Here is a 15640-nt window from a genome sequence, read left to right as displayed (position 1 = left end):
CTTGCATGTATTAGGCACGCCGCCAGCGTTCGTCCTGAGCCAGGATCAAACTCTCCATTAAAGACCAACCGAAGTTGATTTATAGAAAGAGCGATAAGCTCATTTTGAAACTGACGAGATAAAATATCTCTTGTTTGATTTTGCGAACAAAATCGTTTACTCACTCGTTGTTCAGTTTTCAAAGATCAAACATTCATTGTCCGCCTCGGCGTTTCTTTCAACCCCTCAGCAACTTTCATAGTGTATCATATTTCCTAGAGTTATGTCAACACTTTTTTTCAAAAGTGTTTTTCACTCTTTTTGATAACACTTGAAGCGACAAGAAATAATATATCATACTTTCTTTATATTGTGCAACTGTTTTTTTAAAAATACTTAGTTAAGTAACAATATACTCGATATAAAGCTCTCTTTGCCGCATTAAGTTAATGATTTCCCCATCTACTTGAATCAACGGACGAGTCGGATGATCTCGATCAGCAAATATAATTTCCCCTGTACGGTTATCATTGAGGCGCACCTTGGTTCCATTATTGAATTGGGTTAGCTTATGAATAAAAACTTGTACGACACTTGGGTCCAGCTTTCCAAATGATTCTGACTTGATTTGCTCTAGAACCAGATACGGTGATTGGGCAGGCCGGTATGTTTTCTCTAGAGTCATAGCATGGAATACATCAGCCACTCCAACGATTTTAGCGTAGATGTGGATTTGTTCCCCTTTAAGACGCAGTGGATATCCAGTACCGTCCACTTTCTCATGATGCTGAAGAGCTGCCAAACGCACACCTTCGTTAATAGCTTTCACATTTTTAAGCAGCTGGTATCCTAGTGATGTATGACTACGTATTTCTTCTTGCTCTTCCCACGTTAGTTTGGAGGGCTTGTACAGAATGGCCGGGTCCATTTTAGCATTCCCTATGTCATGAAGCAATCCAGCAAAAGCCACCTGCATCCAATCCTTTTGAGGTAATCCGATCCATTGTGCAATGGAGTAGGAAGTAAGGGAGGCTAGCACGGCGTTGTGAAAAATATAGTCCACTTCGATCATGGCAGGCGGAGTATAGGTCATTACATTATAGCGCTGAATGTGCACCAGTAAGGACTCCAATTGTCCTCGCAGTTCATATATAGATAAATTAGAGACGAGTACCGATTGAAATGCGTTCTTAACGAGCATCACCATTTTGTCATACTCATCCTGAAATTGTTCAGATTCATCTCGCCCATCTAACGAAGGTCCTTGCGATTCCGATATTCCAGATCGAACAGTCGTAGACTCGCCACTGGATTTTGTAAGATCATCCGTCCCTACCTCAACTTGCTGGATCAGGAACGCCTGTAAAATCTCCAAGTCACGCGGTAGCAGAATGCGCCCTTTCGGTAGCAGCAAGCTGCCCATTTCTGTAAATACATCGCTTTGCAATCTAAGTCCTGCTTTTAATTCGGATACGGGTACAGTTGTCATGGTCAACCTCTCTGTTCTCACAACAGCTGCTCCAGCTGCCAGTTATGATGTCATTATATTACTTGGGATTGATCCTGTACATTCATTTTATGCCATTTAAAGCATACTTGTCTGAATTCGTTAGCCAGAAAAAGAAAAAGGCTCCCCGACCAAATAGTCAGAGAGTCTCTTCCATCTAAAATTTAATAACTAATGTTGTTTCCATATGCAGGCTCTTATTCGCCCTCAGAAGATTCTGGGTCGTTACCTTCCGTATCTTCTGTATTCATTTCGAGAGTTGGTTCAACAGATGATAGAGAGGAGCCCTCTCCAGCTTCCCCATCCTCTAATAATTCTTCAAGCAGTTCATCCTGCTCCTCATTCTTGTTCGCCCGACAAACAGTTGCAACCGAATCATCATCGCGAATATTAATCAGCCTTACCCCTTGTGTATTCCGACCCATCGTGGAGATTTCCCCCATGCTAGTCCGAATCAAGGTGCCACTAGCTGTAATGATCATCAGATCCTCTTCGGTTTTTACAACCTTGAGACCGACAACCGGACCATTTTTATCCGTAACATTAATCGTCTTGATCCCCTTACCTCCACGGCTTTGGATACGATAATCCACAACAGGGGTACGCTTGCCATAACCTTTGGCCGTTACAATCAGGATATCCAGGCTGGTATCTACGATATCCATACCTATTACAGCATCACTCTCATCAAGGTTGATCCCTTTAACCCCTGTAGCGCTACGGCCCATAGACCGTACATCACTTTCAGGGAAACGGATAGACATGCCTTGTGCTGTACCAATAATCATTTCCTGCTGTCCGTCCGTCAGCTTCACTTCGATCAGGGCGTCATCTTCACGCAAGTTAATGGCAATCAAGCCACCTTTGCGGATATTTGCATAGTCGTCAAGAGGTGTCTTCTTTATAATTCCATGCTGGGTCGCAAAGAATAGATAGCTATCCTCCACAAATTCCTCGATTGGAATTACCGCATTGATCGACTCACCCTGTTCAATCTGAATCAGGTTAATAATCGGTGTCCCCCGGGCAGTCCGGCTTAGATCAGGAATCTCATAGGCCTTAATCCGATATACCTTACCCTTGTCGGTAAAGAATAACAAATGATGATGTGAATTCGTAATGAACAGATGCTCTACGAAATCCTCATCTTTGGTATCCATACCCACTACACCACGACCACCGCGTTTTTGACTGCGATAAGTAGTAACAGGAAGGCGTTTGATATATCCTGTATGGGTTACAGTAATAATAACATCTTCACGCGGAATGAGATCCTCATCCAGAATACTCTCTTCACCCACTGTAATTTCAGTGCGACGTTCATCAGCGAAACGTTCTTTAAGTTCATTCAGCTCTTCGCTAATAATATTGAGTACCAGATGCTCGTTCGCCAAAATCTCACGATATTCCGCAATCTTTTGTATTAGCTCGTTATATTCGTTCTCGATCTTCTCACGTTCCAAACCGGTTAAGCGTTGCAGACGCATATCTAGAATAGCCTGAGACTGTTCAAGAGTGAGCGAGAAACGCTCAATCAGTCCTTCACGAGCTGCTTCTGCAGTTTGGGAAGAACGAATCAAGGCAATAACTTCGTCCAGATGGTCAAGGGCAATGCGCAAGCCTTCCAGAATGTGTGCTCTAGCTTCGGCTTTTTTCAGATCAAATTCTGTCCGGCGACGAATAACCTCGACCTGATGTTTGAGATAATGATACAAGACATCCTTCAGGTTCAAAATCTTCGGTTCGTTGTTTACAATGGCAAGCATATTAATACCAAAATTCGACTGCATGGCCGTATGTTTAAACAAATTATTCAGAACGACATTCGGGTTCACGTCTCTACGCAACTCAATAACAACACGCATACCCGTACGGTCCGATTCATCCCGAAGATCCGTAATACCTTCAATACGTTTGTCACGTACTAATTCGGCAATTTTCTCGACCAGACGAGCCTTATTCACTTGGTAAGGCAGCTCATGCACGATAATCCGTGCTTTATTGCCAATCTCTTCTATGGTGGTCTTCGCACGCATGGTCACAGATCCGCGGCCAGTCTGGTACGCCTGACGAATACCAGAGCGTCCTAAAATATAACCTGCTGTCGGGAAATCCGGCCCTTGAATATAATCCATAAGTTCCATCGGCGTAATGTCAGGATTTTCGATTAGTGCTTGTACACCATCGATAACCTCTCCCAAGTTATGCGGAGGAATATTGGTAGCCATCCCGACTGCAATTCCGCCGACGCCATTCACCAGCAAGTTAGGATAACGTGCAGGTAATACAACGGGCTCGCTCTCTTCACCATCGTAGTTCGGCATAAAATCAACGGTCTCTTTGTTCAAATCACGTAGCATTTCCATGGCAATCTTGGACAACCGTGCTTCGGTGTAACGCATCGCAGCCGCCATATCTCCATCCACGGAGCCAAAGTTACCGTGTCCATCCACCAACATATAACGCAAGGAAAAATCCTGCGCCATCCGCACCATCGTATCATATACAGCCGTATCACCATGAGGGTGATATTTACCGATAACTTCGCCGACAATTCTTGCCGATTTTTTGTAAGGCTTATCTGGCGACATGCCTAGCTCGGACATCGCATACAAAATACGACGGTGTACCGGCTTCAGTCCGTCCCGCACATCAGGCAAGGCACGGCTAACAATAATACTCATGGCATAATCCATAAAGGATTCGCGCATTTCCACTCCGATATCCCTATTGATGATTTGCGAGTTATTTTGATCCGCCATGCTGGTCCTCCTTCTTATCCTTCAATACAATGCTCTCTATGTGAAAAGCCTAACAAGATACTGCCTATACACTCCGCTCTCTGCGCAGGATTTTGGCTGAAATCCTCATCTGTGTAATTATATTACTTTCACAAAAAGAGCACAATTAAACGCATCTGTCCTCTTTACAGCGTAAATCCCTCGTCATTCTCTTTCTGCGAGTAGCAGATTGCTATCTCTTGTACAACTCACAAGCCCTGATTATAACAAATTCCCCAGAGCTGGGGATTAGCCCCCACCCTAAGGGCCTTTTCCACATACAATACGTATACGGTCAGGGTTCACTTAGCAAAATTCCGAAAAACGCCGTATTTCTCTATTATATCATTGTTTTACGCGCTTGTCCTTTAGTTTCCCTTGTTTTGTCAAAGTGTTGCGGATTCCAAGTACATGACTCATATTTCGAAAAGAAAGGGATGAGATTACTTGTCTATTCAGCGAGTATCCAGTAAGTGGACCAAAACAAATGCCATTCTCCCCAATCCGACATTGGCCACTTATGTACCGGAAACACGGTTGTACACATTTGATCACTTGAACGAAATGTTGGCTGTGTATGGTACTGTCTATATTAAGCCGGATAACGGTACTTATGGAAAAGGGGTTATGCGGGCAGAGAGGCTGACAGAGCCGCTTCCACCGACAGAAGAAGGAATTATCGAAGAGAGAACTTGGTATGTGCTACGCTATGAAGTAGATACCTTCACCTTCGAAAGTCTAGAAGATCTGCATAAAGTGGTTTCTTCCCGCATACGAAAACGTCCATATCTGATCCAGCGTGGAATTCCACTTCTTCAGCATGAAGCACGCCCTTTCGATCTAAGGGTATTAACCCAGATGAATTTGAGACACCAATGGGAAACAACGCTTATTGTAGGACGCGTAGCTGCTCCTGACAAAGTCGTCACCAATCATCACAGCGGTGGGACAACGCGCTTTTTCAATGAGCTAGTCGCTCCATACATGGATGTAAAGGAAGCTGTACGACTGGAGCAAAAATTATCAAAAATGGGCGAACGGGTAGCCTGGCAGTTGCAAAAAAAATACCCACGTTTAAGGGAAATTGGATTAGATGTGGGACTGGATCAACAAAATTATCCGTGGATTCTGGAGGTTAATACGAGACCAGCAATTAAGGTGTTCTCTTCCCTTCCCAACAAAAGCCTCTATCATAAAATATTCAGATATGCAGTAGGCTACGGCCGGTACTCTTCATCCACGGGTAAAACCATACGCTCTAAGAAAAAAGCCTAAAACAATGAGTTCAAATATTCAAATACACCCGGGCTGGTTAATGAGAAGAAAAGGGACGCCCATTTGGGCGCCCCTTGGAACTCCTACAAAATACTACCTAATGAGCACGTAAAACAGCCACTAGGAAGGAACATCACACATTAAAAATCAAGATTTTTCACGTACTTCGCATGTTCTTGGATAAAGTCACGACGAGGTTCTACATTATCACCCATTAAGGTATTGAACAGTGTATCAGCCAGCATCGCGTCACTGACAGTTACCTGAAGCATAGTACGACTCTCAGGGTCCATTGTAGTTTCCCAAAGTTGGGTCGCATTCATCTCACCCAAACCTTTATAGCGCTGTACATTGTATTTTGCGTTTTCTCCAAATTCCCTGATGATCTCATCACGTTCCGCCTCGGAGTTCGCATAACGTACAACTTTGTTACGCTCCACTTTGAATAGTGGTGGCTGAGCTATATAAATATAGCCTGCATCAATGATTTTACGCATGTACCGATAGAAGAACGTCAGCAACAACGTACGAATATGGGCACCATCGACATCCGCATCAGTCATGATAATGACCTTGTGATAACGGGCTTTGGCGATGTCAAAGTCGTCTCCGATCCCTGTACCCATTGCTGTTACCATAGACCGAATTTCATCACTGGACAAAATACGGTCCAAGCGTGCCTTTTCAACATTCAGGATTTTACCGCGAATCGGCAAAATAGCTTGAAAGTGACGATCACGACCCTGCTTGGCCGATCCTCCTGCTGAGTCACCTTCGACGATGTACAGTTCACTAATCGAAGCATCCTTAGAGGAGCAATCCGCCAGTTTGCCTGGGAGCGAACTGATTTCCAGCGCACTTTTACGACGTGTAAGCTCACGCGCTTTACGCGCTGCTTCCCGGGCACGTGCTGCTTGTAAGGATTTATCAACCACCCGGCGGGAAACAGACGGATTTTCCTCTAGGAATTCCTGGAGTTTCTCTGCGAATAGGGATTCGACAATCCCTCGCACCTCACTGTTACCCAGCTTTGTCTTGGTCTGACCCTCAAACTGTGGTTCTGGAATTTTGACGGAGATAATCGCCGTCAATCCTTCACGCACATCGTCACCAGTCAAGTTGGCGTTGTTGTCCTTAATCAAGCCATTTTTACGTGCATAATCGTTAATAATCCGGGTTAATGCACTCTTGAAACCTGATTCGTGAGTTCCGCCCTCATGGGTGTTGATGTTGTTGGCAAAAGAATAAATATTCTCGGTATAGCTGTCGTTATATTGCAATGCCACTTCGACTTGAATCATATCACGCGAGCCTTCGACATAAATCGGCTGTTCATGCAGCGCTTCTCTTTTTTGATTCAAAAATTGCACATATTCACTGATTCCGCCCTCGTAGTGAAATGTATCGCTGGCGCCCGTCCGTTCATCAGTCAAGCTGATTGCAATACCTTTGTTCAGGAAAGCCAACTCACGAATCCGCGTCTGGAGCGTATCATAGTCATATACGGTCGTTTCTGTAAAGATTTGATCGTCAGGATAAAAAGTCGTTTGGGTACCCGTCTCGTCTGTGTCACCGATGACTCTGACATCATACTGCGGAGCACCACGATGATATTCCTGCTCATACAGATGTCCGTCCCGTTTAACATGCACGATCATTTTACTGGAGAGGGCATTTACTACGGATACACCAACCCCGTGCAGACCACCGGATACCTTGTACCCTCCGCCTCCAAATTTACCACCTGCGTGAAGCACGGTCATAACGACTTCCAGCGCAGATTTTTTCATTTTGGCGTGTTCACTTACTGGAATACCGCGACCGTTATCTGTAACGGTAATGCTATTGTCTTCGTGAACGACAACTTGAATGCTGTCACAGTAACCCGCCAGCGCTTCGTCAATGCTGTTGTCCACAACTTCCCAGACCAAATGATGGAGACCTTTGGCGCTCGTGGAGCCAATATACATCCCGGGACGTTTCCGAACCGCTTCCAGGCCCTCAAGGACCTGAATCTCGCCCGCATCATAAGACGGTTGATTCATAGACATGCCTTTCACCTACTTCTATAGATTCTATGGTTAAGCATTGGCAAAAAACTGGTTTGCCCGCTTTTTGAGTGTTGTTGAGGAGATGGGGGAATAATACACCGTATTCTGAGTCACTACGATGGACTTGGCTTCCTCTTCGCCAATCATCTCGACATGCTTCTGCTGTTGGGCGTGGTTCACGTATTGCTTGGAGATTTTAGAGGATTTTTCAATCGAGATATCGAAAATAGCCACAAGCTCTGAAGAGCGGATGATTTTTTCTCCACCCAGATGAATATACATAGCGGTCACTCACTCCTTAGTGTTCCACATGCCCGTCGTGGACGTGATAAATATTGGCATCCTTGAGTCGTTCTGCGTTCAAAGTCTCAACCCCGGTTGCCGTGATAAAGGTCTGTACCTTGCTTTGGAAAGTCTCGATCAGCTGAGTCTGACGATAGGGGTCCAGCTCGGACAAAACATCATCCAGCAGCAGGACAGGATATTCACCAATTTCTTCATGAATTAACTCTATTTCGGCCAGCTTCAAGGACAGGGCCGTCGTCCGCTGCTGCCCCTGCGAGCCATACGTATGCACTTCTCTGCCGTTAATGGCAAAGGCCAAATCATCACGATGGGGTCCCGCCAAAGTCATGCCACGGCGGATTTCCTGTTCCCTCATTTGGGATAACTTTATCATAAATCGCTCCAATAAGACAGCTTCATCTTCTTCCTCTGGCTCACTGAAGGAGGGAACATAGGTTAATTTTAACTCTTCTGTCCCACCTGCAATCCCTTCATGAATGGCCTGAGCCCACTTTTGTAGCTTTGTTATAAATTGTTTCCGCTTTTTAACAATTTTAACACCATGCTCAACAAGTTGCTCATTCCATACCTCCAGCATCAGCTGTACTGAAGCCATATCCTTACCCCAAGCTTGCTTGAGCAGGTTATTTCGCTGCACCAATACTTTCTGGTATTGCTGCAAATGATACAGATATCCTGGCGCAACCTGTCCAATTTCCATGTCAAGAAACCGGCGGCGAACCCCCGGTGTTCCTTTGACGATTTCGAGATCCTCAGGTGCAAACATGACCACATTTAACGAACCGATAAAATCGCTCAGTTTTCGCTGCTCCAGTCCGTTGATCTTTGCTTTTTTGCCTTGTGTGGATAACGCGAGATCCAGTCTGATTTTCCCGTATTTTTTATCCACATCCGCAGCTAGGTGAGTGGAAGTAGCCCCGAAAGAGATTAACTCTTTGTCGCGGGACGTTCGATGACTTTTGGTTAAAGCCAGTACAAAAATCGCCTCTACCAGATTCGTTTTGCCCTGCGCATTTTGTCCGATCAGCAAATTAACGGGCCCAAATTCATTCAGCTCCAGCTGTTCATAGTTCCGGTACTGCTGCAAAACAATGTTGTTCACAAACACATAGGGTCCCCCTTGTTACTCCGTACCTAAAAGGAGTCCTTGCCACCCAGGCGATCATGCTCCTGCTGTAACTTCGAAACTTCCGTTGTCCTCTACTTCTACGGTATCACCCGGGTACAGTTTTCTTCCACGACGTTCTTCCGGTTCACCATTCACACGGACTTGTCCCTCTTGCAGCAGGGCTTTAGCCATGCCTCCTGTGGATACACAATCGGCTAATTTTAAAAATTGATCGAGCTTGATGTATTCGGTCTGTATAGATATCTGTTTCAAGGCTTGTTCATCCTTTCGCTTGTCCTCGGGTGGGTTAAAGCTAAACGTCAGTTGGTTGTGCGATATGGCAGGATGATATACAGCGCATTGCTGGAATCTGCCGGTTTTAAAATAATGGGACTCATAATGCCGGTAAAAGCAATCGTCAGCTGCTCGCTATCAATCACCTTGAGCACGTCGAGCATGTATTTGGAGTTGAACGAAATTTTGAGCGGCTCTCCCTCAAATTTGGACACAGTTACTTCCTCACGCACTTTGCCAAGCTCAGAGGAACTAGAGGAAATTTCCAAGCCGCCATTTTCCAGCGACTGCATTTTTACAATATTCGTTTTTTCCTCACGGGACAGCAAATAAGCACGGTCAATTGACTCACTTAAACTTTTTGTATCCACAATCAGTTCTGTTTTGTAGGAGGTCGGAATAATTCTAGAAGTATCAGGATAGGTGCCGTCCAAGATGCGGGAATAAAATAGCACCCGATCTACTTTGAATAATACCTGATTGTCCGCTACTACGATATCCACAAGCATATTTTGGTCTGGAATAATTCTGCTCAGCTCATTTAGCGTTTTGCCCGCAATGACAACATTGCTAAAGCGCAAGCCTTCAGACGTCTCCAAATGAGCGCTGCGGGTGGCAAGGCGGTGGCGGTCCGTTGCCACAAACTTCAGTTCCCCCTCAGCCAGATTCCACAACACGCCGGTTAAAATCGGTGTCGTTTCGTGGGTGGAAATGGAGAACACCGTCTGTTTAATCATATTTTTAAGTAAATCTCCTGGCACAGAGATGACTTGATTTTCTTCAATGTTGGGAAGCACCGGGAATTCTTCAGGGTCTAAGCCAACAATCTGAATTTCAGTTGCACCGGACGAGATAAAGGTTTGGAATTGGTCTTTTACCTCCATACGGATCTCCTGAGACGGCAACTTTTTGATAATTTCGACAAAGAATTTGGCTGGCAGTACAACACTACCGGGTTGTTCGACCTGAACGACAGTTTGGTCACCATCCTCCATCGGAATAAAGGATTGAATGGAGATGTCTGTATCGCTGGCGGTCAGCGTTACTCCCTGGTGATTCACATCCAGCTTAATACCGCTCAGAATTGGAATCGTAGTCCGACTTGATATCGCTTTGGATACATGTTGTATAGCCTCGTTCAAAACGTTTTTCAGAATGCTGATCTTCATAAGTTCCTCCTACGGGTTTTAATCCTTCAAGCACGCGTTGACGCGGGCCTTATTTAGGTGATGTATATCTTTAAAATATATTAGTAATAGTAATAGGCGCACTGAATATGTGGATAAGTCACTGTAACCCTAATAAAATCAAGCCTATCCACATGTGTATAAATTGTGTATAGGCTCTGAACTTGTTCAGGTTGGATTTTTGATTTTTTCTATTAGGTTGTTGATAACTTTAAACAGATCCTGATCCACTTGAATGGATTTGGAGATTTTTTCGTGCGCATGAATGACAGTCGTATGATCACGCCCACCGAAAGCTTCGCCGATTTTCGGCAAAGAATAGTCGGTTAGCTCACGAGACAGGTACATGGCAATTTGTCGTGGAAAAGCTACAGCCTTCGTCCGCTTACGCGCTTTAAAATCCTCCAGCCGTAGATTGTAAAATTCCCCGACTTGATGCTGTATATCCTGAATCGTGATCATTTTTGGACGGCTGGACGGGATAATGTCCTTCAACGCTTCAGCCGCAAGATGACTTGTTACATCCTGATTTGTTAAGGAAGAATAGGCAACAACGCGTATTAGCGCCCCTTCCAGCTCACGGATGTTCGTATCAATTTGATTAGCGATATACATCATGGCCTCATTGGGAATATCCAGGTTTTCCGCCCGCGCCTTTTTCCGAAGAATAGCAATTCTCGTCTCCAGATCCGGCGGTTGAATATCCGTAATAAGTCCCCATTCGAAGCGAGAGCGCAACCGTTCTTCCAGCGTTGGAATTTCTTTAGGCGGCCGATCGCTTGAGATTATAATCTGCTTGCGTTCCTCATGAAGCGCGTTAAACGTGTGGAAAAATTCCTCCTGCGTCGATTCCTTGCCCGCAATGAATTGAATATCATCAATGAGCAAAATATCAATGTTGCGATATTTATTCCGGAAACTTTCCCCGCGGTTGTCCCGGATGGCATTAATGAATTCATTCGTAAACTTCTCCGACGATAAATAAACGACCTTGCTGGCCGGATTGTGCTCCAAAATATAGTGCCCGATAGCGTGCATCAGATGCGTTTTCCCCAGCCCCACACCACCGTATAAAAACAGCGGATTGTAAGCTTTGGCCGGCGCCTCGGCGACGGCCAGCGATGCCGCATGGGCAAAACGGTTCCCCGATCCGATGACGAATGTATCGAATGTATATTTGGGATTCAGCATATGGGACACAGCTTCTTCATGAACGACCGGCTGCTGCTGAGGTTGTTGCTGAAGGTCGACCTCGGCGGGCTTGTTCTCTTCAATAACGAACTTGACCTCTAGCTGTTTGCCCAAAATTTCATAAACCGTTGCTCCGACTAGCTTGGTATAGCGGCTTTCAAGCCATTCCACGGCAAAAGTTGTCGGTGCAGAAATCACAATGGAGTGGTCATTTAGTTTCGCTGCCTTGGTAGCCTTAAACCAAGTGTCGTAACTCGGCTTACTCAGCTTGGTTTGTATAATGGATAGAATTTGCTGCCATAGTTCAGAGGTATGGCTGTCCACAGACGTCACTCCTTTTAAATCCTGACATTTTACCGAATTAAGCTGCAGAGAGCTGCTCTCGGCGCTTCGGCAAAACGCCTAAAATCCCAAAAATGTTGTTGAAGGCCATAAAAAGACATACCGCCGCCTAAATCATGCGGCAGTGTGGTGAGAGAACGCAGCACAAAATGACCCTGAAAAATAGCTAATGGAAATTCCGCTGCTGATCAGCAGAAGAGAGGCGATATTTCTCAGGAGGGAATGTGCGGCACGATCCGTTCTCTTGATCCCGCAGGCCAAAACGGGACTGCAATATGTCGAAATCAAATGAAAAATGTAGAATATATCCCCAGAATCCCAAATCCGCACAAAAATAAAAAGATGGATAAATTGAACTTGTTCACAACTTTATCCACAGGGTGTTGATAATATGGAGGGTAAAACAACATATTCACATTCAAAAGTAATATCATCATAGCAAAAGAAGCCTTGTATTTCAATGACTGGTGGTTATTTATCCACAAATTCAATCTGTTGTGTACAATTTTTATTCACAACACAAGATATTGTTTATAATTTGTTCAGTTTTCGACAATAACTCTTTTTTACTCTAAAATGTTATGCACAGGTTATGACCATTTAAATCACAATTCAGTTCTTTTTGTGGATCTGTGTATAACAGCCGTTGCCTTTTGGTCACAGAGGCTTATTTTTTTGTTGAAAATTTCCGGTAACGTTTCCGACATTGTTTTTGAACGAGCTCGATAACGTCGATCCGAAAATAGGATGGATTCAAGTCACAGAATGAAGGAATGTAAAAAGAGCAGTTTTTGGAGGAGTGAAAACTACAAATAGAATGCTGATGATGGAGGAGAGGCAAAAGAAATTTTATGAAATAAGGGAATAAAAGAGTGAAGTGAGTGAGCGGGGGAAGGGGAGGAGGCTTCCTGAATGCGAAAAAGAGGGAGAGGATTCACAAGTACATTGACTTTGACCGTTATTTGTGGTTAAATGTACAAAGGTGTTTTTTGTGGAGATTGCTATGTTAGGTATATTCCATATAAAACGTATTCCTTGTAAGGAGGTGCAGCACAATGAGACCGACTTTCAGACCGAATGTCAGCAAACGTAAAAAAGTTCACGGCTTCCGTAAAAGAATGAGCACGAAGAATGGCCGTAAAGTTTTGGCAGCTCGTCGCCAAAAAGGTAGAAAAGTATTGAGTGCGTAATGCGTGCATAAAGACCACTACGGTGGTCTTTTTTTTCATAATTGAGGTATTCAGGGATCGGATCCCTTCTTCTATTGTTGTAAAAATGTAGTGAAAGAAGAGGGGGAAGTCCAGCATCCTGTCCTATATTAGATGAAGCTTTTGAAAACGGATATAAAATAAGCGAGATTACCATGTTGGAATGTTGTCCATACTTCTTACTATATAAAAGGTAAGGGTAAGCTTACCGACATGTGTAAAAGAGATGAGCAAGGAGAAGCGCCGTGCAAAAAAAATTGCGTCTACGAAACCGGGCGGACTTTGGGCGCGTATACCGCCATGGCAAATCTTTTGCCAACCATCAGTTTGTGGTGTACTGGTTCCGCCGCAGAGAGGTAGAGCAGTTCCGCGTCGGAATTTCGGCCAGCAAGAAGATCGGCAATGCAGTAGTTCGCAACCGGATGCGTAGAATCGTTAAGGAAATTGTGCGCCATCATGAGCATGAATTGGTGGAGCAGATTGACCTGATTTTTATCGTTCGTAAAGGTGCGGTTACAATGTCGTATCAAGAGCTGGAGAAAAGCGTGCTGCACGTTCTACGCAAAGCCTCGCTGCTCAAGTCTTCACGCCGATAGTCAGTATCTTTGTCCTACAGGATATGGTATGATTTACGTTGGAATGGATTGGTTAAGAAAGGGGTTATGAAGTGTCGCGTTTGAAGACTCAACGGGGAAAATGGTTCCTCCTGATTGCCTTATTGGCACTTGTTGCTGTGCTGTCCGGATGTGCCCAGACGGCCCACAATTCTTACACGACGGCAGACTTGGCCAATGGATCGTTTTGGCAAAGATATGTCGTTTACTGGTTTTCGTATGCGCTAGATACATTTGCCCAATGGTTCTCTGGAGAGTATGGCCTGGCCGTACTGATTCTGGTGATTATCGTGCGAACCATTATTTTGCCGCTTACACTCAAGCAAGTACGTAGTTCCAAAGCTATGCAGGCCATTCAGCCGCAATTAAAAGAAATCCAAGCGAAGTACAAGGATACGCCTGAAAAGGTCCAGCAAGAGACGATGAAGTTGTTCCAGGAAAACAAAGTCAACCCGATGGCGGGCTGTCTTCCTTTGGTAGTACAGATGCCAATTTTCATCGCGCTTTATAATGCCATTTATTATAACTCAGCATTGCGGGATCATGATTTCTTGTGGCTCCAGTTAGGTAAACCGGATCACTTGTTTATCCTGCCGATTTTGGCAGCGATTACGACATTTGTCCAAACTTGGATGATGATGAAAATGAATCCGACGCCGCAGCAGGGACCGATGCAATTTTTGCTGTACGTCTATCCGGTGCTGATTCTGTTCATGTCGTACAACTTCCCATCCGCTTTGCCGTTGTACTGGTTCTACAGTAATATTTACACGATCATTCAAAACTATTTCCTTTATCGGAATAAGGATAAAGAAGCAGCACTGGCGAATGTGAAAACAGCCAGTCTCGCGAAAACTGGTTCCTCCAATAGTAAGAAAAAAGGTGGTAAAAACACGAAGGGGGCTAAAAAGTCGAGATGACCAAAGTCGTGACATCAGGAAAAACCGTTGAAGATGCTGTAAGACAAGGACTCTCCCAGCTGGGAGTAAGCCGTGAACGGGTAACCGTAAGCGTGTTGGAACAGCCGTCAAAAGGATTCCTGGGGTGGCTCGGGGTCAAGAAGGCGAAGGTGGAGCTTACGCTGCTCTCTGAGCCGTCTCCTGAAACCACACACGCGGCTGAACTTCATATATCGGCTCAAGCACCTTCTAGCGTGGGACAGGCTTTATCAGAAGAAACTAGGCCTGTTGCACAGGAAGCACAGATGAACACGGAAGCACCCTCGGGACATATAGATCCTTATGAAGAGGCGGTGCGTTTTATCCGTGAAACAGCAGCAGGAATGGGACTGGACGTTAAAGTCGATGTCCGCCACCGCAAGGATGAAAGTACACTGGATATCTCCGGTCCGTCGCTCGGTATGTTGATCGGCCGCAGAGGACAGACGTTGGATGCATTGCAGTACCTGACGAATATCGTTGCCAACCGTCATTCTGACAAGTTCATCCGAATTGTGCTGGATGCCGAGCAATTCCGTGCACGTCGGCAAAAAACGCTGGAAGATTTGGCAGATCGGTTGGCGAACCAGGCTATTCGTTATGGCAAGGAAGTGGTACTGGAGCCAATGCCGTCACAGGAGCGGAAGCTGATTCATGCCAAGCTCCAACAGCATGCGCTGGTTAGAACATACAGCAAGGGGGACGAGCCCAATCGGCGCGTCATCATTGCTAAAAAATAATCCGACGCAATGGCTCTCTGCAAGATGCAGAAGTCATTGCTTTTTTTCTTATAATTCTCGCTGAAACGGCTGCCGTCCTTGATGAAGGACGGCAATGTCGTTTCTACTTGATAGGAGGTA

13 protein-coding genes and 1 rRNA gene are annotated in these 15640 nt (G+C 45.0%); 5 read left to right on the top strand and 9 right to left on the bottom strand.

Annotation, left to right across the window (positions count from 1 at the left end; all coding sequences use genetic code 11):
- The 3 genes from ACUYLD_RS14215 to gyrA all read right to left on the bottom strand — a co-directional run.
- Positions 1-61, bottom strand: a 16S ribosomal RNA gene (locus ACUYLD_RS14215); the annotation flags it as partial.
- A 318-nt stretch (positions 62-379) separates the two neighbouring features.
- Positions 380-1468 carry an HD-GYP domain-containing protein gene (locus ACUYLD_RS14210; protein WP_446675340.1) on the bottom strand — a complete coding sequence of 363 codons (1089 nt, stop codon included), beginning with the start codon at positions 1466-1468 and terminating at the stop codon, positions 380-382.
- A 215-nt stretch (positions 1469-1683) separates the two neighbouring features.
- Positions 1684-4248, bottom strand: a complete 2565-nt coding sequence (gene gyrA, locus ACUYLD_RS14205) for a DNA gyrase subunit A (RefSeq protein WP_061830447.1) — start codon at positions 4246-4248, stop codon at positions 1684-1686.
- A 465-nt stretch (positions 4249-4713) separates the two neighbouring features.
- Between gyrA and ACUYLD_RS14200 the strand changes: the two genes are divergently transcribed.
- Positions 4714-5541 (top strand): YheC/YheD family protein, encoded by an 828-nt coding sequence (locus ACUYLD_RS14200; RefSeq protein WP_446675329.1) that lies wholly within the window; start codon positions 4714-4716, stop codon positions 5539-5541.
- Positions 5542-5681: 140 nt separating this feature from the next.
- Here ACUYLD_RS14200 and gyrB read toward each other — a convergent pair whose 3' ends face one another.
- The 6 genes from gyrB to dnaA all read right to left on the bottom strand — a co-directional run bounded on the left by gyrB (position 5682) and on the right by dnaA (position 12002).
- The gene (gene gyrB, locus ACUYLD_RS14195) at positions 5682-7592 is read right to left on the bottom strand and encodes a DNA topoisomerase (ATP-hydrolyzing) subunit B (RefSeq protein WP_061830445.1); all 1911 of its coding nucleotides are present in this window, start codon (positions 7590-7592) and stop codon (positions 5682-5684) included.
- Between the two features lie 30 nt (positions 7593-7622).
- Positions 7623-7874 (bottom strand): extracellular matrix regulator RemB, encoded by a 252-nt coding sequence (remB, locus tag ACUYLD_RS14190; protein ID WP_063211658.1) that lies wholly within the window; start codon positions 7872-7874, stop codon positions 7623-7625.
- Between the two features lie 16 nt (positions 7875-7890).
- Positions 7891-9006, bottom strand: a complete 1116-nt coding sequence (gene recF / locus ACUYLD_RS14185; protein ID WP_013308098.1) for a DNA replication/repair protein RecF — start codon at positions 9004-9006, stop codon at positions 7891-7893.
- Between the two features lie 54 nt (positions 9007-9060).
- A complete protein-coding gene (gene yaaA, locus ACUYLD_RS14180; protein WP_023986416.1) occupies positions 9061-9279 on the bottom strand; it encodes a S4 domain-containing protein YaaA in 219 nt (72 codons plus the stop codon).
- Positions 9280-9326: 47 nt separating this feature from the next.
- Positions 9327-10469, bottom strand: coding sequence for a DNA polymerase III subunit beta (gene dnaN / locus ACUYLD_RS14175; protein WP_029518977.1), 1143 nt, complete (start codon positions 10467-10469; stop codon positions 9327-9329).
- A 186-nt stretch (positions 10470-10655) separates the two neighbouring features.
- Positions 10656-12002, bottom strand: coding sequence for a chromosomal replication initiator protein DnaA (dnaA, locus tag ACUYLD_RS14170; protein ID WP_250241425.1), 1347 nt, complete (start codon positions 12000-12002; stop codon positions 10656-10658).
- A gap of 1073 nt (positions 12003-13075) precedes the next feature.
- On the opposite strand from dnaA, the gene rpmH reads away from it, so the two are divergent.
- The 4 genes from rpmH to jag all read left to right on the top strand — a co-directional run bounded on the left by rpmH (position 13076) and on the right by jag (position 15520).
- Positions 13076-13210, top strand: a complete 135-nt coding sequence (rpmH, locus tag ACUYLD_RS14165; RefSeq protein WP_007433250.1) for a 50S ribosomal protein L34 — start codon at positions 13076-13078, stop codon at positions 13208-13210.
- Positions 13211-13473: 263 nt separating this feature from the next.
- On the top strand, positions 13474-13824 hold the full coding sequence (rnpA, locus tag ACUYLD_RS14160) for a ribonuclease P protein component (protein WP_013312817.1): 351 nt from the start codon (positions 13474-13476) through the stop codon (positions 13822-13824).
- 71 nt (positions 13825-13895) lie between these two features.
- Entirely contained in the window at positions 13896-14762 is an 867-nt protein-coding gene (locus ACUYLD_RS14155; RefSeq protein ID WP_013312816.1) for a YidC/Oxa1 family membrane protein insertase, read from the top strand.
- On the top strand, positions 14759-15520 hold the full coding sequence (gene jag / locus ACUYLD_RS14150; protein WP_446675328.1) for an RNA-binding cell elongation regulator Jag/EloR: 762 nt from the start codon (positions 14759-14761) through the stop codon (positions 15518-15520). The genes ACUYLD_RS14155 and jag overlap by 4 nt, the downstream gene beginning before the upstream one ends.
- Positions 15521-15640 lie beyond the last annotated feature (120 nt).

The sequence above is a fragment of the Paenibacillus sp. SER-28 genome, from assembly GCF_052906305.1.
Note: the sequence above shows the minus strand (reverse complement) of the source record. Positions and strands in the feature narration are given on the sequence as shown.